Below are 26,000 nucleotides of genomic sequence, written 5' to 3'. Positions count from 1 at the left end.
GGAAGCGCTGGGAAGTCCGGAAGCGCTGCGAAGAGAAGTACAGCGAAGAGAAGTACAGCGAAGAGTTGGCTGCTGAGCAATATCGGTGAGCTGATGACCCAGGACCTGGGCAACCCGGACGCCGAGGACGGTGTGCTGCGCAACGCCGCCGTGATCTTCGAAGGGGAGCGGATCAGCTGGATCGGCGCGGCCAGTGAAGCCCCGGCAGCGGATGAGATGTTCGACGTCGCAGGCCGGGCGGTGCTGCCCGGTTGGGTGGACTCGCACAGCCACCTGGTTTTCGCCGGTGACCGGACCGCCGAGTTCGAAGCCCGAATTTCAGGGGGTACCTATGCTGCTGGCGGCATAGCGGTCACTGTGGACGCCACTCGGCAGGCCAGCGATCAGTACTTGGAGGAGCTGGCTCGCGCTCGGGTCGCCGAAGCACTCAGCCAGGGAACCACCTACCTGGAGACCAAGACCGGCTACGGCCTCGACGTCGAGAACGAGCGCCGTAGCGCGCAGATCGCCAGCCGGGTGGCTGATCAGGTGACCTACCTGGGGGCGCACCTGGTGCCCGCCGGAGCGGATGCCGAGGAGTACACCGAGCTGGTCTGCGGGCCGATGCTGCAAGCCGTGCTGCCCTGGGTGCAGTGGGCCGATGTTTTCTGCGAGCGAGGCGCTTTCACCGAAGCCCAGTCCCGGCGGGTGCTGGAAGCCTGCCAATCGGCGGGACTCGGTCTGCGGGTGCACGGAAATCAGCTGGGACCGGGAGCGGGGGTCCGCTTGGCTGTCGAATTCGGCGCTGCGAGCGTCGACCACCTGAACTACCTGGACGACTCCGAGATCGAGGCGCTCGCCGGGTCCTGGTCCGGCTGGGATGGCTCGGCCGAATCCGCAGGCACCGTTGCCACCTGTTTGCCGGCCTGCGATCTCTCCACCCGGCAACCGCTCGCCCCGGGCCGTCGACTTTTAGACGCCGGAGTGCAGCTCGCGCTCGCCTCGAACTGCAATCCGGGCACCTCCTTCACCACCTCGATGCCGTACTGCGTGACCACCGCGGTGCTGCAGATGGGGCTCAGCGTGCGGGAAGCGGTGCGGGCGGCCACCTGGGGCGGCGCACTCGCGTTGCGCCGTCACACCGGTCAGGACGCCGACGGGCAGCGAGCCGTTGGGTCCATTGCGGTGGGGCACCGGGCTGATCTGCAAATGCTGGAGGCTCCCTCCGCGACTCACCTGGCGTACCGCCCGGGCGTTCCTTTGACCAAAGCGGTGTGGCGGGCCGGGGAGCTGGTCTGGGAGCGCTGAAGTGAGCCCTGCTCAGCAGGGAACTCCTCAAGTTTGATCACAAAAGTGATTGATTGAAGCTGTAGATTGATTGAAAACTACTTATATTCGTCAACTTATATCACTTGGTGATAGGCTAGCGATAACGTTTCGCCGCTCTGCCACGGCCTTCGAACCGGCGGGTGAGCGGCTCGGTACGACTTCTGGTTTCAACTGAGGAGAAGGTCTTTATGACGGAACAGCTTGCCCGAGGTGGGGTCTTCATGGAAGCTGAATTGCGCAGTCAGCCCGAGGTCTGGCGTCAGGCTATTGCGCAGTCGCGGGTTGAGAACACCGATCAGCAGCGACTGTTGCCCGCAGATGGCGCGCGGGTCGCCGTGATCGGCTGCGGCACCTCCTGGTTCATGGCGCAGAGCTATGCCGTGGCCCGAGAGTCCGCGGGGCTGGGCGAGACCGACGCCTTCACCGCTACCGAGGCCTTCCTCGATCGCGGTTACGACGCCGTGATCGCACTGACTCGTTCCGGCACCACCACCGAGGTGCTCGCCGTCCTTGAACAGATCAAGGGCCAGATCCCGAGCACGCTGATCGTAGGAGATGTAGATTCTCCGGCTGTGCAACTCGCCGACTCCGTGGTCAAGCTGCCCTTCGCCGATGAGCGCTCGGTGGTGCAGACCCGGTTCGCCACCACCGCGCTGAGCTACCTGCTCAGCAGCCTCGATATCGACCTCGACGAAGCGATCAGAGATGCTGAAAGCGCTCTGGCGGAGGAGATCCCGCAGGAGCTCATCGCAGCTGAACAATTCACTTTCCTCGGCCAGGGCTGGACCAACGGCCTGGCCCAGGAAGCGGCCCTGAAGATGCGTGAAGCGGTGCAGGGCTGGACCGAGTCGTATCCGGCCATGGAGTATCGGCACGGCCCGATCTCGATTGCCGCACCGGGCCGGGTGACCTGGATGCTCGGTACCCCGCCCGTTGGCTTGTCCGAAGAAGTGCAGCGCACCGGTGCGAGCTTCATCGCCCGGGCCGAGCACCCACTCGCCGAGCTGGTGCTGATCCACCGGGTCGCCCTGGAGCGGGCCCGGGTTCGCGGTCTTGATCCGGACTCACCACGAAATCTGAGCCGTTCGGTCATTTTGGATGATCAGCGATCATAGACTTTTCGCATGACCATCCAAAAAGCTGAATCTGCTGTGCTGGCCTTCGACGTCGGCGGTACGGACACCAAAGCGGGCTTGGTTCTACCGGCCTCGCGGGGTGAAATTCCGGAGATCCTCGATATTGAGCGCTTTCCCACCGCGCTGGACGCCGAGAACCCCGGTGACGTCCTAGTGGAGTTCCTCGCCGGTCTGGTGGATCGCTATGCTGCGGCGCATCCGGCGTATCGCCTCGATGCCTTCGGGGTGAGCGTGCCGGGACTCGTCGACGAGGCCCGAGGCCTCGGTATTTACGCGGCCAATCTGGGCTGGCATGACTACCCTTTCAAAGCTCGCCTGGAAAACAGGCTCGGTAGGCCGGTGGCTTTCGGTCATGACGTCGCAGTGGCGGGAGATGCCGAGGTGGCCCTGGGCGCTGGGCAGGGCGCCCAGAACGAGATGATCTTGGTGGTCGGCACCGGAATCGCCGCAGCCCTCTACGTGGATGGCAGACGATTGCAGGCCGGTGGTTATGCCGGTGAAGTGGGGCACGCGATGGCTCCCGCTCCAGGCGGTGGCCTGAACATTATGGAAGCCACTGGTTCAGCCGGGGCGATTGCTCGCAGATACGCTGAAGCCGTTCCTGGGTTTTCCGGCGGAGCCAGGGAAGTGCTGCACTTGAGCCAGCGTGGAGATCTGATGGCCCAGCAAATCTGGGCCGATGCAATCGCCGCTTTGGCCTTTTCCATCGCACAGACCGTAGCGATGATCGGCATCACGAAGGTCGTCATCGGCGGCGGCCTGGCCGAAGCCGGTGCTGCGCTCTTCGAACCACTCGCCGAGCAAGTCGATCGTCTGCTGACCTTCCAACCTCGGCCTTTGCTGGTCAAGGCGACGCTGGGGCAGAACGCCGGGCTGATCGGTTCGGCGCTCAAAGCACAATCCCTGATTGCCTCTCAGATTCAGGGCAATGATCGGCGTGCAGCCGGGTCTGCAACGGCCGCTGAATTGAAACCAGCACTATGATCCTCACCCTGACCCCCAACCCCGCCATCGACCTGACCTACCGGGTCGCCGGAGTGACCCTGGGCGAAACGCATCGAGTGGATCAGCCGCTGAGCAGGGCGGGAGGCAAGGGCATCAATGTCGCTCGCGTTTTACACGCCCAGGGCTTCACAACCATGGCGCTCGCCACGTTCGGCGGTGAGACCGGGCAGCAACTGGCCCAGCAGCTGAGCGCGGACGGGCTTCAGCAACGGCTGATCCCGGTGGCAGCAGCCACGCGGCGTTCGATCGCTTTGGTCGATGAACTCAAGGCGCAAACCAGTATTTTCAATGAGCGGGGTCTGAGTCTGCTGCCGGCGGAATGGCAGGCCCTGGCCGCGGCGGTGGCCGATGAACTGCAAGGCGCGGCGCTCTTGGTCGCTTCGGGATCACTGCCGAGCGGTGCCCCAGCGGATTTCTACCCTGGAGTGGTGGCGCTCGCCAAGCACGCGGGGGTGCCAGCCATTATCGACACCTCAGGAGCCGGGCTGCTTTCCGCCGCGAGCGCCGGAGCCGAGTTGCTCAAACCCAATCGGGCAGAACTCGTCGAGGCCACAGGAGAACGAGAACTCACCGCAGGAGCTCGTGTGCTGCTGCGGTTGGGAGCCAAGCAGGTAATGATCAGCGACGGGGAGCTCGGGTTGATGCTCTTCATCGCCGGGCGGCCCGGTTATCTGAGTGCCAGGCTACCTGAGGCCCTGGCCGGTAACCCTACCGGAGCCGGTGATGCAGCGGTGGCGGGGGCCGCCGTCGTGCTGGCCGAGGCAAGAGAGAGCTCAACTGCCGTTCAGCCCGAGAAGCTGCTGCGCCGCGCTGCTGCCTGGGGTTCCGCCGCCGTGCTGATGCCCGCGGCCGGAGAGATCTCTGACCGTTGGAAAGAACTGGAAACCGCCCTGATCCTGGAGGAACACCCCTAATGCCGCTCGTACCGACCCGCGAAATCATGGATGCTGCGATCACCTCGGGCTACGGCCAGGGTGCTTTCAATGTGCTGCATCTGGAGACCATCGAGGGCTTGGTCCGTGGTGCGGAACTAGCGGGACTGCCGCTCATCCTGCAGATCTCTGAGAATTGCGTGAACTATCACGGTGCCCTCGAACCAATCGCTGCCGCGACGCTCGAAGCCGCTCGGCTGGCCAGTGTGCCGATCGCTGTGCACCTGGACCACGCGGAATCCGAACAATTGGCGATGGCGGCCATCGACTATGGCTTCGGCTCGGTGATGTACGACGGCGCCACCCTGGAGTACCGGGACAACGTCGCGGCGACCCGCCGAGTCGCCGATTACGCGCACGCTCACGGAGTCTATCTGGAAGCTGAGCTGGGTGAGGTAGGAGGCAAGGACGGAGCCCACGCTCCGGGGGTGCTGACCGACCCTCAAGAAGCTGCCGCCTTCGTCGCCGAAACGACCGTTGATGCGCTCGCGGTGGCGGTGGGCTCCTCGCACGCGATGACCGAGCGGAGCGCTGCACTGAATCTGCGGCGCATCGAGGAGCTTCGGCTCGCTCTTGCGGTTCCGCTGGTGCTGCACGGCTCCTCGGGCGTCGCCGATGACGTTTTGGTGCAGGGGATCGCCGCAGGAATGCGTAAAATCAATGTTTCCACCCATTTGAACGGGTTCTTCACCCGGGCTGTCCGTGAATACCTCGCGGAACATCCGGAAACGGTGGACTCCCGGAAATATCTGGCAGCGGGTCGGGAAGCTTTGATCCCCGAAGTCGCCAGATTGCTAACCATGTTTCAGAGAGTTTCATGAAAGAGGCATTCGATGATTCGAAGTGAGCGCTTGACGGCAATTTTGGATCTGCTGGCGCAAACCGGACGGATCGAGGTCGAAGATCTGGTCGAGAAACTTGGAATCTCTCCGGCGACGGCGCGGCGTGATCTGGATTCGCTGGCTGGTGAGCGGCTGCTGAGCCGCACTCGGGGCGGCGCGGTCGCCGGTTCGGTGTCCTACGATCTACCGGGTCGCTATAACCGGGATGACCACGCTCAGCAGAAGCATCAGATCGCTCTCGCGGCGAGTGAATTGATTCCCCGAGGCGCCGTTATCGGGCTGTGCGGCGGCACCACTTCGACGGCACTGGCCCAGGTGCTCTCGACCCGGGAGGACCTGGCGGAGCCTTCCAATAAGCCCACTCTCACGGTGGTCACTAATGCGATCAATATTGCGGCTCAGCTAGCGGTCAGGCCCAATTTCAAGATCATGGTCTCCGGAGGCATCGTGAACCCGCGCTCCTACGAGCTGGTTGGCCCCTACACCGACATCATCTTGCAGAAAGTCGCCCTTGACTTCGCCTTCATCGGAGTGAACGGCATTGATCCGGTGGTCGGCCCGACGATCACCGATGAGGGCGAGGCCACGGTGAACTCCCTGATGGCGCGCCGGGCCGCCGATGCCTATATGCTGGCGGATTCCTCGAAGATCGGGCAGCGGGCCTTCGCCACCATGGAGGGATACCATTTCCGGCGATTGATCACCGACTCGGGAGTCACAGCCGAGCAGATCGCCGCTTTCGCTGCTCATGACATCGATGTTCTGGTAGCTCCGGAGGTTTGAGCCCGCTGAAGGCGACGGAGGCTTGGGCGGATCAAGACCGGGGCAGTGAGCCCTGCTGCCAGCGACGTCGCCCCGCGAGCCAGATCAGACTGCCGAAAACCGGCAAGATCAAGGCCAGGAGAGCCCAGAGCAGTTTGAACTGAGCGGGGATGGAGCTGCGGGCAATGCTGAGCCAGGCCCAGACCAGCAGAACCAATTGCACTAAGCCGAGCACGAGGAGCCCGGCATCCCAGCCGTTCGGGACTAGGGGATTGATCTCGGCGTCCATCCACAGATCATCTCATAACGACCTGAGCGTCCGGCTGCCCTGACTCGGCGACGGGCTTATTTAAAGAACTCCTGGCCGAAGTACTTACCCGCTTCCGGGAGCCCTCGCGGCACAGCGAAGAGTGCTGAGCCGACGTGCCTGATGTATTCATTGAGCCGGTCAGAGGCGCCGAGTTTGGACTGCAGGGCGATGAATTGCTGAGGGTCTTTCTGGAAACTCAGGAAAAACAGCCCGGCGTCCAGCCGCCCCACGCTATCGATGCCATCGGTGAAGTTATAGCCCCGGCGCAGCAGCTTTACTCCGCCGTTGTTCTCATGAGCGGCCAAGGCGATATGCGAATCCGGGGCGATCACTGGCTGCTGATCGGCGCCTTTGGCGGTGAAATCCGGCACATCGTGCTCGGCTTTGCCGGTGAGCGGGGCTCCCTCGACTTTGGTGCGGCCGAAGACGGCGTGCTGATCGCCGATGTAATCGGCGTCCCAGGTCTCAATCAGCATATGGATCTTCCGGGCCACCAGGTAACTGCCGCCGTCCATCCAGGCCTGATCGGAGTCCTTCACCCAGACGTGCTCGGCGAGGTCCTCGCTGGAGGTGATGTTCCGGGTGCCGTCCTTGAAACCCATCAGGTTCCTTGGCGTGCTCTGATTGGCTCCGGCAGAGGCGCGGCCGAAACCTAGCACTGTCCAGCGGGTCTTCACCTGAGTGCGGGCCATTCGGGCCAGATTGCGTACCGCATGGTAGGCCACTTGCGGGTCATAAGCACAGGCCTGAATGCATAGATCCCCGCCGACATAGGCGGGGTCGAGGGACTCGCCGGCCATCGCTGGCAGGTCCTTGAGCAGTTTCGGTTTGAATTTCGCCAGTCCGAAACGCTCGTCGAACAGCGAGGGGCCGAAGCCCAGGGTCAGGGTGAGGCCCTGGGGGCCCATGCCGATGGCTTCCCCGGTGTCCACCGGAACGGCCTGCTCGCGGGCGGGTTCAGCGCTGCCAATCGCTTCGCCACCGCACATCTGAGCCATCGCCGCACTCCACTTGGCCAAGACCAATTGCACATCGGTGACGCTCGCGGTGGTGAAGTCGAAGGACATGAAGACCAAGTGGTCCTGTGGAGGAGTGGCTATTCCGGCCTGATGAGCGTCATAAAAGGGGTAGCGCAGTTCGGAGATCGGCGGAGCGGGCTTTTGCTCGGAGCGCAGGGCATTAGCCGCGGCAACCCCGCCGACAGCGCCTACGGCCAGAGCTCCGGCGGCCGAGACCGCTGCTCCGGCACCGAAAAACCTCCGACGGGAGACCCCGTCGGAGGTTTCTTCAGGTTCCTGAGAACTCATCTAGGCGGTGGCGACTTTCTCCGCGATCTTGGACAGTGGAGCCTGCAGGGACTGGATCAGCTGGGTCAGCTTCTTGCCCTCAGCGGCCTTGAAAGCCGCGTCATAGAGCTTATAACCGCCGAATCCTGGGCCTTTATAACCATCTAGGGTTTTGTTCACTTCGTCGAACTTCGCGCTGATCGTCTTGGTCAGATCCGCATCGATTTTGGTCAGAGCGGGCCGTAGATACTCGAAAGACTGCTGCGAGCCTTCGACGTTGGCCACGAAGTCCACCATGTCGATGTGGCTGTATGCCTCTTCTTCCCCGGTGATCTTCGAGGACTGTACCTCTTCCAACAGGCCGGAGGCACCATTGGCCAGTTCCTCGGCCTTGTACTTCAGGCCGGTGGTCAAGGTCTTCAGCTTGGCAACATCCTGCACCAGGCCTGCCGCGAGCTTCTTGGTGTTCTCCGTGATCACCTTGGTCTCGAAGAGATCTTTTTCAATCGGGTGGAAACCCGTCCAGGGGGTTCCTGGCTTCACATCGGCGATCCGCAGATCGATCGCCGGATCCAGGTCAGGGAAGCTCTCAGCCACCGGTTCGATGCGCTCGTAGAAGGGGCGGCTCCGAGCATACATATCCTGGGCGTACTCGAGGGTGCCCTGATCGATCAGCTTCTTCAGCAGACCCACCGAGGTAACCAGCTGGTCGACCTGATTGTCGACGTACTTGGCATAGCCATCGGTGCCGGTTTTGAGTTCATCCGCGAGCGAACTGCCGGCACTGGCGGCGTCTCCGATCACCGTGAAAGTGGTGTTCTCCTCATTGGCGCCTGGGCAATACAGCTGGTATGTCCCGCCGGTCAGATTCACCGTGAAGCTGGAGGGGTCCAGGCCGGGGATCACGTTCTCACGTTCGCCGAGGATCCGCTTACCGTCGAGCAGTTCTACTTCGCTCACCATGATGGCGTTCGTATTGGAGGTCTCAAAGGTAACAGGTCCGGCCGGTGCGGAACTGTAATCCAGCCTGCAGGAATCCCCGCCATTGATGTTCTTGATCTGCACTTTGACCTGAGCTGCCCCATTGGATACCGGTGCGGTGCCTGAGGAACTGACGTTGGAAGCCGAGGGGGTGCTACTGCCACCGCAGGCGGCCAGGGAGATCGCGACAATGACGCTCAGCCCGGCGGTCAAGGCCGAGGGGAGGAGGGCAGAACGAGGTTTAGACACGGAGAGGTCCCTTCGATACTGAATGTGTAGCTACTGTTGGAGTTTCTGAGCCGCCGGAGGATGACCGGATGACCGTTTCTGGCCGACGAAAAGATAATAGGGCAAAAATCAGCCCGGCGGTTAACAACACCGCGGGCAACCAAAGGCCCCAGAGCAAGCTTTCGTCTCGCCGCTGGGAAGCGGTTTCGATGGCGCTGGCAGCCGAACTCACTCCGGCCCGAACCGCTTGCCAGCTCTCCGCCGGCTGATCGATGGGGATGCTGCGGGGAGTGGGCAGTCCGCCACCGCTGAGCGTCAGATCCGTGCCGGAAACTTTGCTGGCGTCGAGCAGGGCGCCTTCGGCGATCCAGACCTCGAGTTTCCCTTGATTGTGCCAGGAGGCTTCAAAGGGGCCGGGGTTACGCTGTGCACTGATGCCCACCGGGAGTCGACCGGAATTCAGAGTGACGAGTTGTTGCAGGCTGAGCTGCTGCGGCTGGCTGCCCTCGGCGGGAATCTCCAGGCTGAAATGCTGAGCCTTGACCCCGGCATGATCCGCCGTCTCAAGCGGCTTTTCGGGGAGCCGATAATCTGTAGGGCCTGTTGCGGTGCTCAGGGTTAGCAGTTCTCCGTTCAGCGTCAAGGAGCCTTGCTGGTCGGTGCCAGAGCTCAAGGGCAGGGACGCCGTGCTCGGGCCGGGCTGGGAAATTAGCGCGACCGTGATCGCCAGTACGATGGCGGCAGCGGCCAGCGAAGCACCGAGAATCCGACGGAAGCGAGGCAGTGCGGCGTCGCTGATCTTGTGCTTTTGCGGCCAGAGCACGAAAAGCAGCATGGGCACCAGGTAGAGCGCCCAGCCCAGTACTTCGATCAACTTCGGATCGGCGGGAATGCCTAGCACACCGGTCAGCAAGGCTGACTGAGGGGATCCATTGGGCGCCAGCCAAGAGAGATTGACGGTGTTGTCCTGGCCAACTGAGATCCAACCGGCTTCGTGAGCGGTGCGCAGCGACATCAAGACCAAGCCGGCTGCCACCAGGACCAGGAAGACCCCGGTGACCCGGAAGAACCGAGCCATATTGAGTTTGACGCCGCCGCGGTAAATCCCGTAACCGATGGCGATCGCAATGGCGACTCCGATCACCGCGCCGAGACCAGCGCTCAGCGCATCCCTGGACGATTGAAAGGCCGCCAGCATGAAGACAGAGGTTTCCACGCCCTCGCGCAGCACTGCGAGGAAAGCCATCACAGCGAGCGCCAGGGTGCTGCCGTTCCGCACAGCTCCAGCTGCCTGAGTCTCTAACTCGCCCTTGAGCGTCCTGGCATTTTTCGACATCCAGAAGATCATTCCGGTGACCATCACGACGGCGATCGCGCCGATGATGCTCTCCATGCCCTCTTGCTGGCTCTGCGGAAGCGAGACGGAGATGAGTTCCAGGGTGACCCCGACGCCGATGCTGATCGCCACCGCACTGACCACTCCGAACCACATAGCGCCCAGGCTCTTGCCATTGCGCTTCAAAAAGGCTGCGATGATGCCGACGATGAGTGCGGCTTCCAGACCTTCACGTAGGCCGATGACGAGGGTGGCGAGCAAGGACGGACTCCAGGGACAAGAGCAATGGGGGTATGTAGAACCAAGGTAAGGCTACCCTCAAAACTTGAGAACCGACTAATTAAGTCAGACGAATATTAGCTATTGCACAGCGCTTCTGGGGGCGTCCAGCACCGTCTGGCTCGGCGTCACGTGCTTCCACTGCTTGAAGCCGGGGCTGAGTTGATAATGACCGCTCTCTCCCCGTAGCAGGGTGCGCAACTCGGCGTTCTCTGGATTGTTGAGCGATTCGAAGTACTCCACCGACCAGTGGAACCAGCGCATGCAGAACAAACGCATGGTGAGTCCGTGGGTGATCAGCAAGGTGTTGGGTGCGTAATCCGGGCGGCTCCAGTGCCGGTAGAGGGTCTCCAAGAAGGAAGAGATCCGGTCGAAGACATCCGAACCTGACTCGCCGTCCCTGAACCGGTAGAAGAAGTGACCGTAGGCGTTCCGCAGTTCCTTTTGCTCCGCGATATCGGCCGGGTCCTGGAAATTGGCCCAGTCCTGTTCGCGCAGTCGGGGCTCCTCGAAGATCCGGTCAACGCTGTCTCCTAGACCCAGCGCTTCCAGGGTCTGATAAGCCCGGAGGTAGGGGGAGACGTAGACACACACCTTTTCACCGGCCAACTGCGCACGGATCTCCTCACCGGCCGCTCTGGCCTGTTCGAGCCCGAGTTCAGTGAGCGGAATCCGGTAATCCGGAATCCTGTCGTAGATGGTCTGATCCAGATTGGCCTCCGACTGTCCGTGTCGCAACATGATGATCTGACGAGGCGCACTCATGGTCTTGAGTGTAATGGCTGTTTAATGTCAGTCATGGGAAGAGTTGCTGGACTGGCACGCCGTTGGCGAGCAGAGATCTTGATCGTGCTGGGGCTCTCCCTGGGGCAATCTGCTGTTTACGCCGTCGTCAATCTGATCGAGAATCTGACCCGCGCGCCGATCTCGCAAGCTACCGCGCAATTGAATACGCCCAAGATCAACCGCGAGTACTTCGATCTGACCTATCAATTGCTTGATAACTTCTTCGCCCTGGTACCGGTGGCCCTAGCGCTCTACCTGCTGTGGAAACCCGCCCGCAGCGGATTCCAGGCCATCGGATTCACCATCAGCCGCCCGTGGCGCGACCTGCTCTGGCGCGACTTATTAGGGGGAATCGGCCTGATGCTGCTGATCGGGCTGCCTTCGCTGGGTCTTTATGCGCTGGGACGCAGCCTCGGGGTGACCGCCCAGATCGTGACCAGCTCACTTCATGATTACTGGTGGACCATTCCGGTGCTGATCATCTCCGCGCTGCGCAATGCCGTGCTCGAAGAAGTGATCGTCGTGGGGTTTCTGATGACCAGGCTGAAGCAACTCGGCTGGCAGCCCTGGTGGACGATTGTGGCCAGCGCTCTTTTGCGTGGCAGCTACCACCTCTACCAGGGCTTTGGGCCGTTCGCCGGCAACTTCGTGATGGGGTTGATCTTCGGCTGGCTCTACACCAAGACCAAACGGGTGATGCCGCTCGTGGTGGCGCATTCGCTGCTGGACATCGCGGCCTTCAGCTTCGGCCCGCAATTGGGTTTCGGCCAAGGCTCGTGAGCTGCCCTTTCCCTCGCAAGCCCGGGCGGGGAACCCTGCTCGCTCGCTGACGGCACTCCGTCGCCCTCAGCATCAGAGCGTTGAATATTGGCTGAGGTTCAGACCGTGACTTCGCCGTGGGCGGTTTCAAAGGTGACGCTCATGATGCCCGGAGTGCCCTTAGGGGCGACCCACTCAACCGCGACATCCTGCAGTGGCTTATCCACGCACTCTCCCAGCCACTCAGTCACTCGTTCGGCAGAGCCCGCGATGGTGAGCTTGGCGAGTTTGACGTCGCTCGGCTTGGCCAGTGAAGGGTGCAGTGCGGGATCGCCTTCCCATTTGAGCAAATAAGGTACCTGGGGGTCGGCGATCAGACCTTTAATGCCGATCTGCTGCCAGATCAGTTCCTGGCCATCCGGAAATTTCCGGTTTCCGGGAACTGCGCTGCGTCCCAGCCGTTCTTCAAAGGGGAGCAGGTCGTCAACCTCGACGCACCAGCCCATCCAGCCGCCACCGGCAGTTGACCGGGCGCGCACGGCCTGACCGAAGGGAGCTTTGTCTGAAGCTGGGTGATCCAGTACTTCGACGATTTCGAGATAGTGATGATTGGTGAGCGGAATGATCATATTCCGCGTGCCGAAGCGGGGGTGCACCCCGCCGCGGACGGCCTTGATTCCTAGAGCGTCAGAGATCCGCTCGGTGGTGGCAGCCAGTCCATCCGGTTCACAAGCGTAAGAAACGTGGTCCATGCGCATGCCCATATCCTCGCACTTTGTGACCCGCCTCTCGACTAAGGTCTACCTAAGTTGCGCTGTGCGTTGCGCGCTTCGCGCACCATGAATCCGCTGTGAGATTTCCTCCGTAACCTCCGCGCATCGCGGGAAATGCAGCGTCACAATAGCTCCCTGACCTTGCTTAGCCTCCGGTGCGGACTGCACACTTTAAACAGGTCATGAGTGCCAGCAAAGTTCCTTGATCCCGTGTCACATCTGAGGTCGGAACGCCTGCCCCGGCTTGCTGGACGGCAACCCTCCTCCGCGGTGGGGTGCCCCGGGTGACGACCGGGCCCTGGTCAATAGATCAGGTGCAAGCGCGGGTTCCTCTGCCCGGTAACCGCCTTCATCGCGGCGACCTTGAGGACCCTTGAAACAAGGAGTCTGAGATGAGCAACGGCTGGTCATTCGAAACCCGGCAGATCCATGCGGGCCAACAACCCGATCCGAGTACCGGTGCGCGAGCACTGCCGATTTTCCAAACCACTTCCTTCGTCTTCCCCAGTGCGGAGAGCGCTGCCAAGCGCTTCGCGCTCGCAGAACTGGAACCCATCTACACCAGAATCGGCAACCCGACCCAGGACGTGGTCGAACAGCGGATCGCCAGCCTGGAAGGCGGCGTCGGGGCTCTGCTGCTCTCTTCCGGGCAGGCCGCGGAGACCTTTGCGATCCTGAACATCGCTCAGGCGGGAGACCACCTGGTGGCCAGCCCCAGCCTCTACGGCGGAACCTATAATCTGCTCGCTCACACGCTCAAGAGATTCGGCATCGAGGTCACCTTCGTAGAAGACCCAGATGATTTGGAGCAGTGGCGAGCCGCGGTGCGCCCGAACACCAAGCTCTTCTTCGGTGAAGTGGTTTCCAATCCCCGTCAGGACGTGCTCGATCTGGAGGGAATCAGTGCCGTCGCCCACGAGGCCGGAGTGCCGCTCGTCGTCGATAATACGCTTGCGACGCCGTATCTGGTGCGGCCGCTGGAATGGGGGGCGGATATCGTGGTGCATTCCGCGACCAAGTACCTCGGCGGACATGGCACCGCGATCGCCGGCGTGATCGTCGATGGCGGTCGCTTCGACTTCGCCAAGGAACCGGAGAGATTCCCGGGCTTCAACACCCCGGACGAGAGCTACAACGGCCTGGTCTACGCCCGGGATCTCGGCGTCGGTGGTGCCTTGGGCGCTAATCTGGCCTATATCCTCAAGGCCAGGGTGCAGTTGCTGCGCGATCTGGGCTCCGCGGTGGCGCCCTTCAATGCTTTCTTGATCGCGCAGGGGCTGGAAACTCTGAGTTTGCGGGTGGAACGGCATGTCTCTAATGCGCTGGAGGTGGCGAACTGGCTCACCGAGCATGACAGTGTGGAATCGGTGGCCTATGCCGGGTTACCCTCCAGCCCTTGGTACCAGCGTGGGCAGAAATACGGCCCGCGGGGGATCGGTGCCGTGGTGGCCTTCAATATCAAGGGCGGTGTGGACGCCGGGAAGCGCTTCGTGGACGCTTTGGAACTGCATTCCCATGTGGCCAATATCGGTGATGTGAGGTCGTTGGTGATTCACCCCGCCTCCACCACGCACTCTCAGCTCACCGAGGCCCAGCAGCTCAAAGCCGGAGTCACTCCGGGGCTGGTCAGGCTCTCGGTGGGACTGGAGAACATCACGGATATCCTGGCGGATCTGGAGGCTGGTTTCAGGGCGGCGAAATCCGCGCTGTGATGACGACGATCTCAGAATTATCGGAGCAGGCTTTGCTGGGTGTCGACCCCAGCCAGCTGCGCTTTCAGTCGCTGGGCGAACTGGCTCTGGAAACGGGCGAACGGTTACCGGAGACGACGCTGGCGTATGAGAGCTGGGGCAGGCTCAATGCCGGAGCTTCCAACGCCGTCCTGGTGCTGCATGCCCTGACCGGTAGTTCTCACGCCGCTCAGGGAGAGTCGGAGCAGGCCGGTTGGTGGGATGGCTTAGTGGGCCCGGGAAAGGCGATCGATACCGAGAGGTTCTTCGTCGTCTCGGTGAATATCCTAGGTGGCTGCTATGGCAGCACCGGACCTTCCTCAACCGCCCCGGACGGCAAACCGTGGGGCTCGCGCTTCCCCTTCCTGACCCTGCGAGACTCGGTGCGGGCGGAGGCCTTGCTCGCCGATGCACTCGGGATTACCCGGTGGCATGCGGTGGTCGGGGGATCGATGGGCGGTGCCCGTGCGCTGGAGTGGGCGGTGAGCTACCCGGAGCGGGTGCGCCATGCCGTGGTGCTCGCGAGCTGCCCGGCGAGCACTGCGGAACAGATCGCGCTCGCGCAAACCCAGCTGCTGGCCATTCGTCAGGACCCGGCTTTCGCGGGCGGTGACTACTACGGTTCGGCGGCACCCCTGGAGGGTCTTGGCCTGGCCAGACGGATCGCGCATATCTCCTATCGCTCAGAGGCCGAGCTGGGACTGCGGTTCGGCCGCTCAGCGCAAGAAGGGGAAGCTCCGGTATCAGCTGAGCGTGGTTCCGAAGCCTGGCGGCAGCGCTATCAGGTGGAGAGCTATCTGGATCATAAGGCCGCGAAGCTGAACCAGATCTTCGATGCGAATAGTTACATCACCCTCACCGAGGCCTTGATGAGTCACGATCTGGGCCGCGGTCGAGGCGGCCTGAAGCAAGCCCTGAGGAGAGCGTCGGGGGTGAAATTCAGTCTGGCGGCGGTGACCTCGGACCGGCTCTATCTGCCCGAGCAGACCGTGCAGCTAGCCGAAGCGCTGAGCGAACCCGTCGAGGTGTACTGGATCGACTCGGCGATCGGTCACGATGGGTTCCTCACTGAGACGGCGCAGATCAGTGACTTGCTGAGCCAGAACGGGCTCTGAGCACAGCCCCGTGAAGCCGAGGGCGGGCGATCGCTTAGCGGTTCCGGAAGATCGCTTCGCGCTCGGCGGCATACTGTTCAGCGCTGATCTGCCCCGAACGCCGCCGCTGGTCGAGTTCAGTGAGCAGCCGTTTCAGCTCCTGCTCGGCAGCCCAACGAGAGGAGGCGAAGCCCGAGATACCGGGAGTCGGTTGACTCGGCTGTGCGGGTTTCCGCCAGTCGGCTTTGTCCGGCAGTGGCCGGGCCGGGACCGGCAGCGGCGGAAGGGCGTCTTGTTGTGACTCCGGGTAATGAAAGTCGGACGGTGGCTGGTACCCGACGCTGAACACACTGGGATTCTGCTGGGATGGCGGAAGCTGCTCTGAGTCCTGCTGCTTTTTGCGCACCCAACTGATCACGCGGCCGACCGAAAGCAAGATCATCAACCCGAAGAATAACCACGGGAAAAGACTCACATCGGAATGTGAAGCAACCGGTTGCAGGGCGCTGATCATGCCCCCAGATTACTCTGTTTACCCTTACTTACCCTTTACTCTGCTCATACTGCGCGGGCGGGATCGGCTTGTGCCGAAGCTCAGTCGCCGAGGGAGCTGCGCTGCCTCGGCGAACTGCTTCGTGCCGGCCCGCTGACCGGTCCCGGCGTGGGGCGTTTGGCGCTCACGCCGTCACCCGATGACTGATGACGGATGCGGCGCAGCACCCAGGGCACCAGGAACTCACGGGCCCACACCAGGTCCTCACTGCGAGCCTCCCGCCACGTCCGCACCGGCAGGGGAGGAGGATCCAGGGGCTGCAGCTGATGCGGCACATTGAGCGAATCCAAGGCCATCATGGCGATTCGGTGATGCCCGAGCGGGGAGAAGTGCAGCCGGTCGTCGTCCCACATCGCGGGAGCTGAAAGCTCCCGCAGCGACCACATATCCGCGATGACGGCGTCATGACGCGCTGCGATGGTACGCAGATTCTCGTTGTAGATGGCGACCCTCCCGCGGACCAGGCCCAGTACCGGGGTGTCCCGGATATCCGGCCCGTTGAACAGCAGCACGGTGGCACCGGCAGCGGCCATCGCGCCGACGGCGGTATCCAGCGAAGCGGCCAGAGCGTCCGGATCGGAGCCCGGACGGATCAGATCGTTGCCTCCGGCGGAGATCGAGATCAGATCCGGGTTCAGAGCCAGTGCGGGGTCGAGCTGTTCGTCCAGGATCTGTTGCAGCAATCTGCCACGGATCGCCAGATTCGCGTAGGCGAAGTCCTGATGCCCTTTGCTGAGTTCCTCGGCTACCCGATCTGCCCAGCCGCGGTGCCCGCCGGGGCTGGTCGGCTCAGGATCGCCGATTCCCTCGGTGAATGAATCGCCCAGAGCGACATAACGGCTCCAGGGGTGTTGTTCGGATTCGTTAGTAGCCACCCCCCTATCCTGCTCCTGCTCGGACCCAATATGCCAACTCGTATGTCAACTCGGCAGCAGCCGACGTCGGCTGTGCTTGATACTCTAGGGGCGTCAGAGTGAGCCAGCTGTGGGAGAGTCATGCGAGGGAGCGGGATGCCCGGTCACCGGCCACGGGCTGCGGGAGTATTCCTGTTCGGCCTGTTAGCGGTGTCGTTGTCGGCCGCTGTGAGCGGGTGCAGCTTCACTCTTAAAGTTCCTCAGGACACTTCGACGATTTCGCCCAGCCCGACTCCCAGCTACGCTGCTCCCACGGTGACCCCGGGGCATAACGCGGACGCCGTCGCCGCCAAGGACATGACCTGGGCGGCCGGGAACACGCTCTCTGCGGGGGTGCCCGTGGGGTGGGGCGACCAGCTGTTGCAAGCTGATGTGGTCAATGGCAAGACTCCGCCGCCGAGCTGGAAGCTGCTTCGCAGTAATCAGGCGGGCTGGACACAATATCAGCACGGCAACGGCTGCCAATTGAGCTACTGGCAGACCATCAATCAGCAGGGACTGATGGTGACCAATGATGATAGAGCCTCGACGCTGGCGCTTTTCAAATACTTGGTGCCATCGATTTTGCCGGAGACTTTGAAGGTCACCACGATGCGCTGGGCGCGTCAGCTGGATAAGCCCTCGCCCAAAATCGAACTCCTTTCCTTGCGCACTCCGGCCCAAGGAAAGTCCCCGGCCAAGCTCTATAGCGCCAGGATGTTCAATCGGGCCGGGTCGGGGATCGCCTTCAGCCTCAGCTGCCCGAACGATGCCCTGCTCGATGCGACCTTCAACTCGGTGCAGAGCGGGCTTGCCGTGCTGCCGCCGCAGCAGTGAGCGCCAGGGGCACTAGCTGGCTGCTGCGGTGGCCCGATGTTCTGCGGCCTGCTGAGGCACCAAGGGCGCGGCCAGCAGGGGAGCCACCGCGATCAGCGCGAAGGTCAAGGGGAAGCCGCAGAGCCCGATGAATCCACCGATCGCCGGCGGAACGATCGCGGAGATCAGGTACTGCCCGGTGTTCTGGACACCGAGAGCCCGCCCCGACCAATAGGGGCCGGAGACCTCGGCTACCGATGTGAAGGCCAGACCGTTATCGGCCACTGTGACGACGGAGGCCAGCACGAGCAGCGCAACGGACCACGGGGAATCCAGCCAGTCGGTGAGTGCCAGCAGCCCCATCGCGAAGCCCGCCGCTAAGGCCACGATACGCAGTGGAACCACCCGGGAGCCGACTCGGTCAGACCAGATGCCCACCGCGATGCGGCCCAGGGCGCCGGTCAGTTGAGCGAGCGCAATAACCAGCCCCGCCAGAGGGGGCGATAGCTGCCGGTCACCGATCAACCAGACCAGCGAGAAGGTCCAGACGGTGAATTGCGGGATCACCAGGACGGCGGAAACCAGATGGATGCGGAGCAGGAAGCCGCTCTGCCGGTAAGGGTTCTCCTGCAGGGGGTCAGCGCGCCGGGCCCGCCGGGCCGGATTGCTGATCCCTAGCCAGCAGGCCACCGTGACCAGGCCAGCGATGGCGGTGACCACCCAGAGCGAGTCCTGCAATCTGCCATCGGCGGCAATGGCCGGAAGTAACAGCGAAGCCACCGAGACCCCCAGAGGCTGCGCCATCTGGCGAATTCCCATCGCCAGGCCACGTTGTCTCTGCGGAAACCAGCCGACCACCACGCGCCCGCCGGCGGAGTTGGTGCAAGCGGTGGCAGCGCCGGCCAGGAAGAGGAAGACACCCAGCAGAAGGGGCGAATTGCTGAGCGCGGCGGCGCAGATGAAGACCGTGGTGGACGCGAGGGCGATGCCCAGTGAGAGTTTTTCCCCGATTCTGTCGATAATCGCACCCCAGATGATCAGGGTGAGCATGGTGCCCGCTAGTGGCATGGCGATCAGAAGCCCGGAGCCGAAAAGATCGAGCCCCCATTGATGATTCATCTGCGGTATCAGGAAAGCCATTCCGTTGACCACGATTGAGCTGGTGGCCTGGGCCAGGACGGCCAAGCCCAGCATTAACCAGCGACTCGGTTTCTGCGGCATCGGGAACTCGCCACCTCCCCGTCAAAGTCTCATATTGTGAGATTCTATTCTCGAATAATGAGAATATTGCCAGCATAACCAATGCCCGGTCACCGTGAGCTGACCGTCCACGGAATGGACATCAGAAGGGTAACTCAGGGGCACTCAGATCAGTGCTGCTCACAGAAGGCCCAGCGAGTGAGCTGGCTCAGCAGAGCTGATCGTTCTCCCCGGAAGCCCAGGCTGCATAGCGTTCCGCCGATTCATTGATCACGGCCTTGGCATTGCGCGGGATGACGTTGCCGAAATTGCCGTGAATCCGATCAAATTCCAGGGTGGAGACCCGCGCCGCGACCCGACGGACTATTGCGGGGGAGAGCGGCAGGTAATTCGGGTAGCTCCGCATGAAGCTCACCCAGCCCGAAGGCACCGGAAAGATGGTATCCCCGGTGAGCAATACGCCTTCCCCGGCGGCCCAGTGCGCCACCGCGCTGCCGGGGAAATGACCGCCGGTCTGCAGCAGACTCACCTCGGGCAGCAGCTGCAGCCGTTCGGACCAGAGCTGAATAGCAGGGCCAGTGCGCTGCAGCCACCGCTGATCCGCCGCGGCGACATAGACGGGAGCATCCGAGAACGCAGCTGACCATTCGAGTTGCAGCCCGAACATATGCGGGTGGCTCGAAGCGATGACGGCAATTCCGCCTAATTCCTGAACTCGCGCTATTGATGCCGGATCGATAGAGGCCGGCGGGTCCCAGAGCAGATTTCCGCTCGAGGTGCGAAGCAGGATCGAGTGTTGCCCGATACCCAGCCGGGGCTCGGGCTGGATCTCCCAGAGGCCTGGATGGACTTCGCGGAAACCCAGCCGCTGATCTCGTTCAAGTAATTCGCCCAGCGTGATCCAAGACTGCCCGGAAGGCGGCAGGTACTGCCGATCATCCCGGCAAATCCGGCAGTCACCCGCTGTGAGAGCTTCGGTCGAGTGTTCAACGCCGCAGCTCTCGCACAGAATCAGGGAAGTATCCATAACTCAATTCTGAAACCTCGGGTGTTGTTCAGGTCAAGGGAGATTTCAAACAATCTGCGAGCTGAGCCGCCGGGAGGTAGAATTGTCCGGTGCCCGTGTACTTCGATCATGCGGCAACCACGCCTCTTTCTGAGCCCGCGTTGGCCGCACTCACCCAGCAACTCAGCCGTAGCGGCAATCCTTCGTCGCTGCACGGCTCAGGACGTCGCGCCCGCGCCGTGGTGGAAGAAGCTCGGGAGAACCTCGCCGCGGCTGCCGGAGCGCATCGTTCCGAGGTGATCTTCGTCTCGGGTGGCACCGAGGCGGACAACCTCGCCGTCAAGGGACTTTACTGGTCTCGCAGAGAAGCCGATCCGCAGCGAAAGCGCATCCTGGTCTCGGCCGTTGAACACCCGGCAGTGCAGGACACCGTGGAGTGGTTGGAGAAACACGAAGGTGCGGAAGTGAGCTGGCTTCCGGTCGACGACGACGGGCTGTTGCGTTTGGACGCTTACCGGGAAGCGCTCGATGAGGACCCAGAGTCGATCGCGCTGGTCTCCGTGATGTGGGCCAATAACGAGGTCGGAGCGATCCAGCCCATTGCGGAGATCGTAGCGCTGGCTGCCAGCTACGGCATCCCGGTGCATTCCGACGCCGTCCAGGCCTTTGGCTCGATTCCCTTAGATTTTCATGCTTCCGGTCTGGCAGCCATGTCGATCAGCGGTCACAAGATCGGAGGACCTGTCGGGGTCGGCGCCCTGCTCTTGGGCCGAGCGATCAAACTCACTCCCGTGCAGCACGGTGGAGGACAGGAGCGAGACGTTCGATCCGGAACCCTCGATACTCCTTCGATCGCTGCCTTTGCCGCCGCTGCGGTGGACGCCGTCGACAAGTTGCCCGAGGAACTGTCGAGACTTTCAGCGCTTCGAGACCTTTTGATCGAACGGATCAACTCGCTGATCCCCGAAGCGGTGCTCCGCGGACCCGGGCCCAACACCGGGAAGAGGCTGCCCGGCAATGTGCACTTCACCTTCCCAGGGTGCGAGGGGGATTCTCTGTTGTTCTTGCTCGATATGGCGGGAATCGAGACCTCAACCGGCTCCGCGTGCACCGCCGGAGTGCCCCGGCCCTCGCACGTGCTACTGGCGATGGGGCTCAGCGAGGACGAGGCGCGAGGGGCGCAGAGATTCAGCCTGGGGCATACAACCGGGCTCGCGGACGTTGAAGCGCTTATCGCCGCTTTGCCGGCGGCCTACGCCCAAGCGAGGCAAGCCGGGATGGCCGGTCACGAATCGACCATCCAGACAGCAGCAACTGTCGCTAAGGCTACTGCTCTGGTCAAAAAGGCTTCGGCAGAGGCCTCTCTGACGGAGGAAAAGGTATGACAGTGGAACACAATATAAGGGTGCAGCTATGAAGGTTTTGGCCGCTATGAGCGGCGGAGTGGACTCCGCCGTCGCTGCCGCGCGAGCAGTCGACGCGGGACACGAAGTGGTGGGAGTACATCTCGCGCTCTCCCGGATGCCCGGCACCCTGCGCACCGGCAGCCGAGGCTGCTGCACTATCGAGGACTCCAACGACGCCTGGCGGGCCGCGGATAAGCTCGGCATCCCCTATTACGTGTGGGATTTCTCCGAGCGTTTCAAAGAAGATGTGGTGGACGACTTCATCGCCGAGTATGCCGCCGGACGCACCCCTAACCCCTGTATGCGCTGCAATGAGCGGATCAAGTTCGCTGCACTGCTGGAGAAGGCACTGGCCCTGGGCTTCGACGCGGTCTGCACCGGGCACTACGCCCGGGTAACCCAGGACGCCGCGGGGAATTACGAGCTGCATCGCGCCAATGACTGGGCCAAGGACCAGTCCTATGTGCTCGGCGTACTCACCCACGAGCAACTGAAGCATTCGATGTTCCCGCTCGCCGACGCAGCCACCAAGGCTGAAGTCCGCGCGGAAGCGGAACGCCGTGGGCTCTCGGTGGCGAAGAAGCCCGATAGTCACGACATCTGCTTTATCTCCGACGGCGACACCCGCGGCTGGCTGGCCGAGAAGATCGAGATGCAGCCCGGCGTCGTGGTTGATGAGACCGGGGCTACCGTCGGTTCGCACCAGGGTGCCAACGCCTTCACCGTGGGGCAGCGCCGTGGCCTGAAGCTCGGTACCCCGGCAGCCGACGGCAAGCCGCGTTTCGTGCTGGAGATCCGGCCGAAGGAGAATACCGTGGTGGTCGGTCCGGAACGGATGCTGGCGATCGACGAGATCCGCGGGATCAAGATCTCCTGGGCCGGTGAGCCGATTGCTGAAGTGGGTGAAGGCACCGAATTCGACTGCATGGCTCAGGTGCGCGCGCACGGCGAGCCGGTGGCTGCGCGGGCTCGGGTGGAGGACGGCTCGAGCCTCGTGGTGACCTTGATCGAGCCGATGCGGGGCGTCGCCCCCGGGCAGACAGTGGTGCTTTACCAGGGCACCAGAGTGCTCGGGCAAGCGACGATCGACGCCGCCCGGTCGCTGGAGCGAGCGGTCTGACCGCTGGATGAGCTACCTGGCGGACCCCCGAGTCGATCAGTACATCGACGCGCTTCCGGCCTGGCAGCAGTTGATCTGTCGGCGCGTGCGCGAGTTGGCGCACGCCGCCGATCCTGAGGTGACGGAAACGATCAAACGGACGGTGCAGCCTTATTTCGTCGCGGAAGGAAATATCTGCGCCTTGCTGGCCGCCAAAGATCACGTCAATGTCTTTGTTTACGACGGCGGAATCGTTCCCGATCCGGAAGGAATTATCACCGCCGGTCAGCAGAACAAGACGGCGAGAACCATCGCCTTCCGAGAGGGCGAGAGGATCAATGAATCCGCTTTGGTGGCGATGTTCCGGCAGATCATCGCCAATAATCGGGCCGGGGGCTGGCGGAAGCTCAAGGCCGCACGAGAATAAGCCAGGAACATCCCGAGCCGAGTCGCTACGAGGGGCGAGACCGGGAAGATTGTCGATGATTCCGTGCCGACAATATCGTGGTCAGTCGATAACTAACTGATTGCAACTTTGCTTTTCGGTAGGAAAAACCCCTTTGTCTCTGGTAGAAACAAAGGATCATGATTGTGCGCTGACTCACACCTGCGGGGGCAGGGACAGCGTAGATCACTCATCGAAAGAAAGTTCTCGGATGGCTAAGAACACTTCCAAACTGCGTTATGTCGTGGCTTTTGCCGGCATTTCCGCTCTGGCACTGACCGCTTGCACCACCCCAGCCAGCAATACGGGTAGCAATAACTCGGGCGCTTCGGGTGGCTCACTGACCATCGGCACCACCGATAAAGTCGTCGCCCTCGATCCGGCTGGATCCTATGACAATGGTTCGACGTTCATGGAGACGCAGGTCTATCCGTATCTGGTGAACATCAAGCCGCAGAGTAATGAGGTCGAACCAGATCTGGCGGAGTCCGCGTCCTTCACCAAACCCAATGAGTACACGGTGAAACTGCGTCCCAATTTGAAGTTCGCCAATGGCCACACCCTGGACTCGAAGGACGTCAAATTCAGCTTTGACCGGATCCTGAAGATCAATGACGAGAATGGTCCGGCCTCGCTGCTGACCAATCTCGCGAGCGTTGCCACCCCGGATGCCAATACTGTGGTTTTCACGCTCAAGCAGCCCAATGATCAGACTTTCCCGGGTGTGCTCACCTCCTCGGCCGGCCCAATCGTCGATGACGAAGTCTTCCCCGCCGATAAGCTGATGACCGATGAGGACATCGTCAAGGCTCACCCCTTTGCCGGTGTCTACGATGTGACCAGCTACAAGAAGAACGAACTGGTCAGCCTGAAAGCCAACACCGGCTACGTCGGACTGGTGGAGAAGGCCAAGACCGATGTGGTCAACGTTCAGTACTACGCCAATTCCAATAACCTCAAGCTCGACATCCAGACTAATAAGATCGACGTCGCCTGGCGCAGCCTGAGCGCGACCGACATCGGAGACCTGAAGAGCAAGGACAACGTGGCCGTGCATACCGGCCCCGGTGGTGAACTGCGTTACATGGTCTTCAACTTCAATACGATGCCCTTTGGCACCAAGACTCCCGAGGCGGATCCGCAGAAGGCACTCGCGGTGCGTCAGGCGATCGCCGATCTGGTGGACCGCAAGGCCATCTCCGAGGGCGTCTACAAGGGCACCTACACCCCTGTCTATTCACCCGTGGTGAGCGGCCTGCCCGGTGCCACCGAGCCGCTTAAATCGCTCTACGGTGACGGCAGTGGTGCGCCCAGCCTGGAGAAAGCCAAGAAGCGGCTTTCCGATGCCGGAATAAGTGGCCCGGTCACCGTCAATCTGCAGTACAACCCGGACCACTATGGACCGGGCTCGGGCGATGAATACGCCAAGGTCAAGGATCAGCTGGAGAAGTCCGGTCTGTTCAAGGTGAACCTGCAGTCCACTGAGTGGACCCAGTACTCCAAAGATCGGAACAAGGACCTCTACCCGGTCTACCAGCTCGGCTGGTTCCCTGATTACTCGGACGCCGACAACTATCTGACCCCCTTCTTCGTGAAGGACAACTTCCTGCACAACCACTACGACAATGCGGAAGTGCAGAAGTTGATCACCGAGCAGCAGGGCACCAATGACAAGGCGAAGCGCGCAGATCTGATCGGTCAGATTCAGGAGCTGGAAGCCAAGGATCTCTCCACTCTGCCGCTTTTGCAGGGTAACCAGATCGCGGTTTCCGGAAAGAACATCGATGGCGTGGACACCACACTGGACGCCTCGTTCAAGTTCCGTTTGGCCGTAGTTTCAAAGAAGTAATGATCACTTGGGGCAGGGCGCGTAGCGTCCTGCCCCAAGCCATGCCCCTCGGCTGATTTTCGAGCGGGCGCTAGCAAAGGTACACATGACTGCTCTAGTAGAGACAAACCCTGAGGGCGGGCCCGCCGGGGTCAAGTCCCCGGCGGCCAAACGAGCCAAGGGGGGCGGCGGCGGACTGGGCCGCTATATCCTGGTGCGTTTCCTGCTCATCATTCCTACCATCTTCATCCTGGTCACCCTGGTCTTCTTCCTGATGCGGGTTACCGGTGATCCGATCACCGCGGCGCTGGGCGGCAAATTGCCTCCGGACCAGCTCGCCGCCCGGATTCACGATGCCGGCTACGACCGGCCCGTTTTCATCCAGTATTTCGAATACCTCGGTCAGATCTTCACCGGGAACTTCGGCAGTACGCTGGATAATCAGCCGATCACCCAGGTCCTGGTCACCTATGGCTCGGCAACCTTGGAGCTGGCTTTCTTCTCACTCATCGTGGCGCTGCTGATCGGCATTCCGCTCGGTATGGTCGCCGCGAAGTTCCGCGATAAATGGCCCGATGCGGTGCTACGGGTCTTCGCCATCCTGGGTTATGCGACCCCGGTGTTCTTTGCTGGCCTGCTGCTCAAGCTGATCTTCTCGGTGTGGCTCGGCTGGTTCCCGGTCGCCGGGCGCGCCGATACCGACAACGCGCTGGCCCTCCAGCAGCTCAACGCCCCCACTGGGATCTACTTCTTAGACGCGCTGCGCAGCGGCAATATGGCAGCCTTCGGCGATGTGCTGCAGCACGCCGTACTCCCGGCCGTCGCCCTGGGCCTGCTCACCGGCGGTGTCTTCCTGCGTCTGGTCCGTACCAACGTGATCGGCACCCTGAGCCGTGACTACGTCGAAGCCGGGCGCTCCCGCGGCGTCAGCGAATTCCGCTTGGTCACCAAACACGCCTATAAGCCAGCACTCATCCCGATCATCACCGTGATGGGTTTACAAATCGCCATGCTGCTGGGCGGCGCGGTGCTCACCGAAACCACTTTTGAATGGAAGGGGCTCGGCTTCCAGCTCGCGCAGTATCTCGGCAGCCGAGACTTCGTCGCGGTGCAGGGCATTGTCGCGCTGCTGGCAGTGATCGTCGCGGTGACCAACTTCATCGTCGATGTGATCGCTGCGCTCATCGATCCCCGAGTGAGGTACTGA

Annotated in this window: 25 protein-coding genes and 1 riboswitch; of the genes, 15 read left to right on the top strand and 10 right to left on the bottom strand. The window is 62.1% G+C overall.

All coding sequences use genetic code 11. From position 1 onward, the window contains the following. Positions 1–93 precede the first annotated feature (93 nt). The 6 genes from hutI (at position 94) to ABDK06_RS03555 (ending at position 6,006) form a co-directional block, all read left to right on the top strand. Complete coding sequence (hutI, locus tag ABDK06_RS03580; protein WP_394940789.1) at positions 94–1,287, top strand: imidazolonepropionase; 1,194 nt, start codon at positions 94–96, stop codon at positions 1,285–1,287. 209 nt (positions 1,288–1,496) lie between these two features. After that, positions 1,497–2,423, top strand: a complete 927-nt coding sequence (locus tag ABDK06_RS03575) for an SIS domain-containing protein (protein WP_394938986.1) — start codon at positions 1,497–1,499, stop codon at positions 2,421–2,423. Between the two features lie 9 nt (positions 2,424–2,432). Next, positions 2,433–3,428 carry an ROK family protein gene (locus ABDK06_RS03570; protein WP_394938984.1) on the top strand — a complete coding sequence of 332 codons (996 nt, stop codon included), beginning with the start codon at positions 2,433–2,435 and terminating at the stop codon, positions 3,426–3,428. Continuing rightward, positions 3,425–4,363: a 1-phosphofructokinase family hexose kinase gene (locus ABDK06_RS03565; protein WP_394938982.1), complete on the top strand. Its 939-nt coding sequence runs from the start codon at positions 3,425–3,427 to the stop codon at positions 4,361–4,363. The genes ABDK06_RS03570 and ABDK06_RS03565 overlap by 4 nt, the downstream gene beginning before the upstream one ends. Beyond that, the gene (locus ABDK06_RS03560) at positions 4,363–5,202 is read left to right on the top strand and encodes a class II fructose-bisphosphate aldolase (RefSeq protein WP_394938980.1); all 840 of its coding nucleotides are present in this window, start codon (positions 4,363–4,365) and stop codon (positions 5,200–5,202) included. The genes ABDK06_RS03565 and ABDK06_RS03560 overlap by 1 nt, the downstream gene beginning before the upstream one ends. A gap of 12 nt (positions 5,203–5,214) precedes the next feature. Further along, entirely contained in the window at positions 5,215–6,006 is a 792-nt protein-coding gene (locus ABDK06_RS03555; RefSeq protein WP_394938978.1) for a DeoR/GlpR family DNA-binding transcription regulator, read from the top strand. A 31-nt stretch (positions 6,007–6,037) separates the two neighbouring features. Here the strand turns inward: ABDK06_RS03555 and ABDK06_RS03550 are convergent, their stop codons facing one another. From ABDK06_RS03550 to ABDK06_RS03530, 5 genes are all read right to left on the bottom strand, one after another. After that, on the bottom strand, positions 6,038–6,274 hold the full coding sequence (locus ABDK06_RS03550; RefSeq protein WP_394938976.1) for a PLDc N-terminal domain-containing protein: 237 nt from the start codon (positions 6,272–6,274) through the stop codon (positions 6,038–6,040). 56 nt (positions 6,275–6,330) lie between these two features. Then, on the bottom strand, positions 6,331–7,602 hold the full coding sequence (efeB, locus tag ABDK06_RS03545; RefSeq protein WP_394938974.1) for an iron uptake transporter deferrochelatase/peroxidase subunit: 1,272 nt from the start codon (positions 7,600–7,602) through the stop codon (positions 6,331–6,333). After that, on the bottom strand, positions 7,603–8,811 hold the full coding sequence (gene efeO / locus ABDK06_RS03540; RefSeq protein ID WP_394938972.1) for an iron uptake system protein EfeO: 1,209 nt from the start codon (positions 8,809–8,811) through the stop codon (positions 7,603–7,605). Continuing rightward, entirely contained in the window at positions 8,804–10,387 is a 1,584-nt protein-coding gene (efeU, locus tag ABDK06_RS03535) for an iron uptake transporter permease EfeU (RefSeq protein WP_394938970.1), read from the bottom strand. Before efeU ends, efeO begins: the two co-directional genes overlap by 8 nt. 99 nt (positions 10,388–10,486) lie before the next feature. Further along, positions 10,487–11,170: a histidine phosphatase family protein gene (locus tag ABDK06_RS03530; RefSeq protein ID WP_394938968.1), complete on the bottom strand. Its 684-nt coding sequence runs from the start codon at positions 11,168–11,170 to the stop codon at positions 10,487–10,489. Positions 11,171–11,203: 33 nt separating this feature from the next. On the opposite strand from ABDK06_RS03530, the gene ABDK06_RS03525 reads away from it, so the two are divergent. Then, positions 11,204–11,971 (top strand): CPBP family intramembrane glutamic endopeptidase, encoded by a 768-nt coding sequence (locus ABDK06_RS03525; protein ID WP_394938966.1) that lies wholly within the window; start codon positions 11,204–11,206, stop codon positions 11,969–11,971. A 98-nt stretch (positions 11,972–12,069) separates the two neighbouring features. Here ABDK06_RS03525 and ABDK06_RS03520 read toward each other — a convergent pair whose 3' ends face one another. Beyond that, positions 12,070–12,714, bottom strand: a complete 645-nt coding sequence (locus tag ABDK06_RS03520) for a VOC family protein (RefSeq protein ID WP_394938964.1) — start codon at positions 12,712–12,714, stop codon at positions 12,070–12,072. Positions 12,715–12,901: 187 nt separating this feature from the next. Further along, positions 12,902–13,052, top strand: a riboswitch (SAM riboswitch). A gap of 63 nt (positions 13,053–13,115) precedes the next feature. On the opposite strand from ABDK06_RS03520, the gene ABDK06_RS03515 reads away from it, so the two are divergent. Both ABDK06_RS03515 and metX read left to right on the top strand, forming a co-directional pair. Further along, positions 13,116–14,435 (top strand): bifunctional o-acetylhomoserine/o-acetylserine sulfhydrylase, encoded by a 1,320-nt coding sequence (locus ABDK06_RS03515; protein ID WP_394938962.1) that lies wholly within the window; start codon positions 13,116–13,118, stop codon positions 14,433–14,435. After that, positions 14,435–15,568: a homoserine O-acetyltransferase MetX gene (gene metX / locus ABDK06_RS03510; protein ID WP_394938959.1), complete on the top strand. Its 1,134-nt coding sequence runs from the start codon at positions 14,435–14,437 to the stop codon at positions 15,566–15,568. Before ABDK06_RS03515 ends, metX begins: the two co-directional genes overlap by 1 nt. Before the next feature lie 34 nt (positions 15,569–15,602). On the opposite strand, the gene ABDK06_RS03505 is transcribed toward metX, so the two are convergent. Beyond that, a complete protein-coding gene (locus ABDK06_RS03505; protein WP_394938957.1) occupies positions 15,603–16,061 on the bottom strand; it encodes a hypothetical protein in 459 nt (152 codons plus the stop codon). Positions 16,062–16,141: 80 nt separating this feature from the next. Further along, entirely contained in the window at positions 16,142–16,975 is an 834-nt protein-coding gene (locus tag ABDK06_RS03500; RefSeq protein ID WP_394938955.1) for an SGNH/GDSL hydrolase family protein, read from the bottom strand. A gap of 135 nt (positions 16,976–17,110) precedes the next feature. Between ABDK06_RS03500 and ABDK06_RS03495 the strand changes: the two genes are divergently transcribed. Then, entirely contained in the window at positions 17,111–17,830 is a 720-nt protein-coding gene (locus tag ABDK06_RS03495; protein ID WP_394938953.1) for a hypothetical protein, read from the top strand. Positions 17,831–17,842: 12 nt separating this feature from the next. Here ABDK06_RS03495 and ABDK06_RS03490 read toward each other — a convergent pair whose 3' ends face one another. Continuing rightward, a complete protein-coding gene (locus ABDK06_RS03490; RefSeq protein ID WP_394938951.1) occupies positions 17,843–19,030 on the bottom strand; it encodes an MFS transporter in 1,188 nt (395 codons plus the stop codon). 187 nt (positions 19,031–19,217) lie between these two features. Next, entirely contained in the window at positions 19,218–20,036 is an 819-nt protein-coding gene (locus tag ABDK06_RS03485) for an MBL fold metallo-hydrolase (RefSeq protein WP_394938949.1), read from the bottom strand. A gap of 89 nt (positions 20,037–20,125) precedes the next feature. Between ABDK06_RS03485 and ABDK06_RS03480 the strand changes: the two genes are divergently transcribed. From ABDK06_RS03480 to ABDK06_RS03460, 5 genes are all read left to right on the top strand, one after another. After that, complete coding sequence (locus ABDK06_RS03480; RefSeq protein WP_394938947.1) at positions 20,126–21,400, top strand: cysteine desulfurase family protein; 1,275 nt, start codon at positions 20,126–20,128, stop codon at positions 21,398–21,400. A 28-nt stretch (positions 21,401–21,428) separates the two neighbouring features. Continuing rightward, complete coding sequence (gene mnmA, locus ABDK06_RS03475) at positions 21,429–22,541, top strand: tRNA 2-thiouridine(34) synthase MnmA (protein WP_394938945.1); 1,113 nt, start codon at positions 21,429–21,431, stop codon at positions 22,539–22,541. A gap of 7 nt (positions 22,542–22,548) precedes the next feature. Then, positions 22,549–22,947, top strand: a complete 399-nt coding sequence (locus ABDK06_RS03470; RefSeq protein ID WP_394938943.1) for a DUF1801 domain-containing protein — start codon at positions 22,549–22,551, stop codon at positions 22,945–22,947. A gap of 229 nt (positions 22,948–23,176) precedes the next feature. Continuing rightward, on the top strand, positions 23,177–24,814 hold the full coding sequence (locus ABDK06_RS03465; protein ID WP_394938941.1) for an ABC transporter substrate-binding protein: 1,638 nt from the start codon (positions 23,177–23,179) through the stop codon (positions 24,812–24,814). Between the two features lie 85 nt (positions 24,815–24,899). Further along, entirely contained in the window at positions 24,900–26,000 is a 1,101-nt protein-coding gene (locus ABDK06_RS03460; protein ID WP_394938939.1) for an ABC transporter permease, read from the top strand.

This window comes from Psychromicrobium ferritrahens (assembly GCF_043789415.1).
Lineage (GTDB): Bacteria > Actinomycetota > Actinomycetes > Actinomycetales > Micrococcaceae > Renibacterium.
This window is presented reverse-complemented; position numbering and strand designations above follow the sequence as displayed.

Bases quoted from the DNA above. Each gene is read 5' to 3' on its own strand.
- ABDK06_RS03570 (WP_394938984.1), top strand. From the start codon at position 2,433: ATGACCATCCAAAAAGCTGAATCTGCTGTGCTGGCCTTCGACGTCGGC.
- ABDK06_RS03515 (WP_394938962.1), top strand. From the start codon at position 13,116: ATGAGCAACGGCTGGTCATTCGAAACCCGGCAGATCCATGCGGGCCAA.
- mnmA (WP_394938945.1), top strand. From the start codon at position 21,429: ATGAAGGTTTTGGCCGCTATGAGCGGCGGAGTGGACTCCGCCGTCGCT.
- hutI (WP_394940789.1), top strand. From the start codon at position 94: ATGACCCAGGACCTGGGCAACCCGGACGCCGAGGACGGTGTGCTGCGC.
- ABDK06_RS03495 (WP_394938953.1), top strand. From the start codon at position 17,111: ATGCCCGGTCACCGGCCACGGGCTGCGGGAGTATTCCTGTTCGGCCTG.
- ABDK06_RS03490 (WP_394938951.1), bottom strand. From the start codon at position 19,030: ATGCCGCAGAAACCGAGTCGCTGGTTAATGCTGGGCTTGGCCGTCCTG.
- efeB (WP_394938974.1), bottom strand. From the start codon at position 7,602: ATGAGTTCTCAGGAACCTGAAGAAACCTCCGACGGGGTCTCCCGTCGG.
- ABDK06_RS03550 (WP_394938976.1), bottom strand. From the start codon at position 6,274: ATGGACGCCGAGATCAATCCCCTAGTCCCGAACGGCTGGGATGCCGGG.
- ABDK06_RS03485 (WP_394938949.1), bottom strand. From the start codon at position 20,036: ATGGATACTTCCCTGATTCTGTGCGAGAGCTGCGGCGTTGAACACTCG.
- ABDK06_RS03525 (WP_394938966.1), top strand. From the start codon at position 11,204: ATGGGAAGAGTTGCTGGACTGGCACGCCGTTGGCGAGCAGAGATCTTG.
- metX (WP_394938959.1), top strand. From the start codon at position 14,435: ATGACGACGATCTCAGAATTATCGGAGCAGGCTTTGCTGGGTGTCGAC.
- ABDK06_RS03555 (WP_394938978.1), top strand. From the start codon at position 5,215: ATGATTCGAAGTGAGCGCTTGACGGCAATTTTGGATCTGCTGGCGCAA.
- ABDK06_RS03560 (WP_394938980.1), top strand. From the start codon at position 4,363: ATGCCGCTCGTACCGACCCGCGAAATCATGGATGCTGCGATCACCTCG.
- ABDK06_RS03460 (WP_394938939.1), top strand. From the start codon at position 24,900: ATGACTGCTCTAGTAGAGACAAACCCTGAGGGCGGGCCCGCCGGGGTC.
- ABDK06_RS03565 (WP_394938982.1), top strand. From the start codon at position 3,425: ATGATCCTCACCCTGACCCCCAACCCCGCCATCGACCTGACCTACCGG.
- ABDK06_RS03505 (WP_394938957.1), bottom strand. From the start codon at position 16,061: ATGATCAGCGCCCTGCAACCGGTTGCTTCACATTCCGATGTGAGTCTT.
- ABDK06_RS03575 (WP_394938986.1), top strand. From the start codon at position 1,497: ATGACGGAACAGCTTGCCCGAGGTGGGGTCTTCATGGAAGCTGAATTG.
- ABDK06_RS03470 (WP_394938943.1), top strand. From the start codon at position 22,549: ATGAGCTACCTGGCGGACCCCCGAGTCGATCAGTACATCGACGCGCTT.
- ABDK06_RS03530 (WP_394938968.1), bottom strand. From the start codon at position 11,170: ATGAGTGCGCCTCGTCAGATCATCATGTTGCGACACGGACAGTCGGAG.
- ABDK06_RS03520 (WP_394938964.1), bottom strand. From the start codon at position 12,714: ATGGGCATGCGCATGGACCACGTTTCTTACGCTTGTGAACCGGATGGA.
- ABDK06_RS03465 (WP_394938941.1), top strand. From the start codon at position 23,177: ATGGCTAAGAACACTTCCAAACTGCGTTATGTCGTGGCTTTTGCCGGC.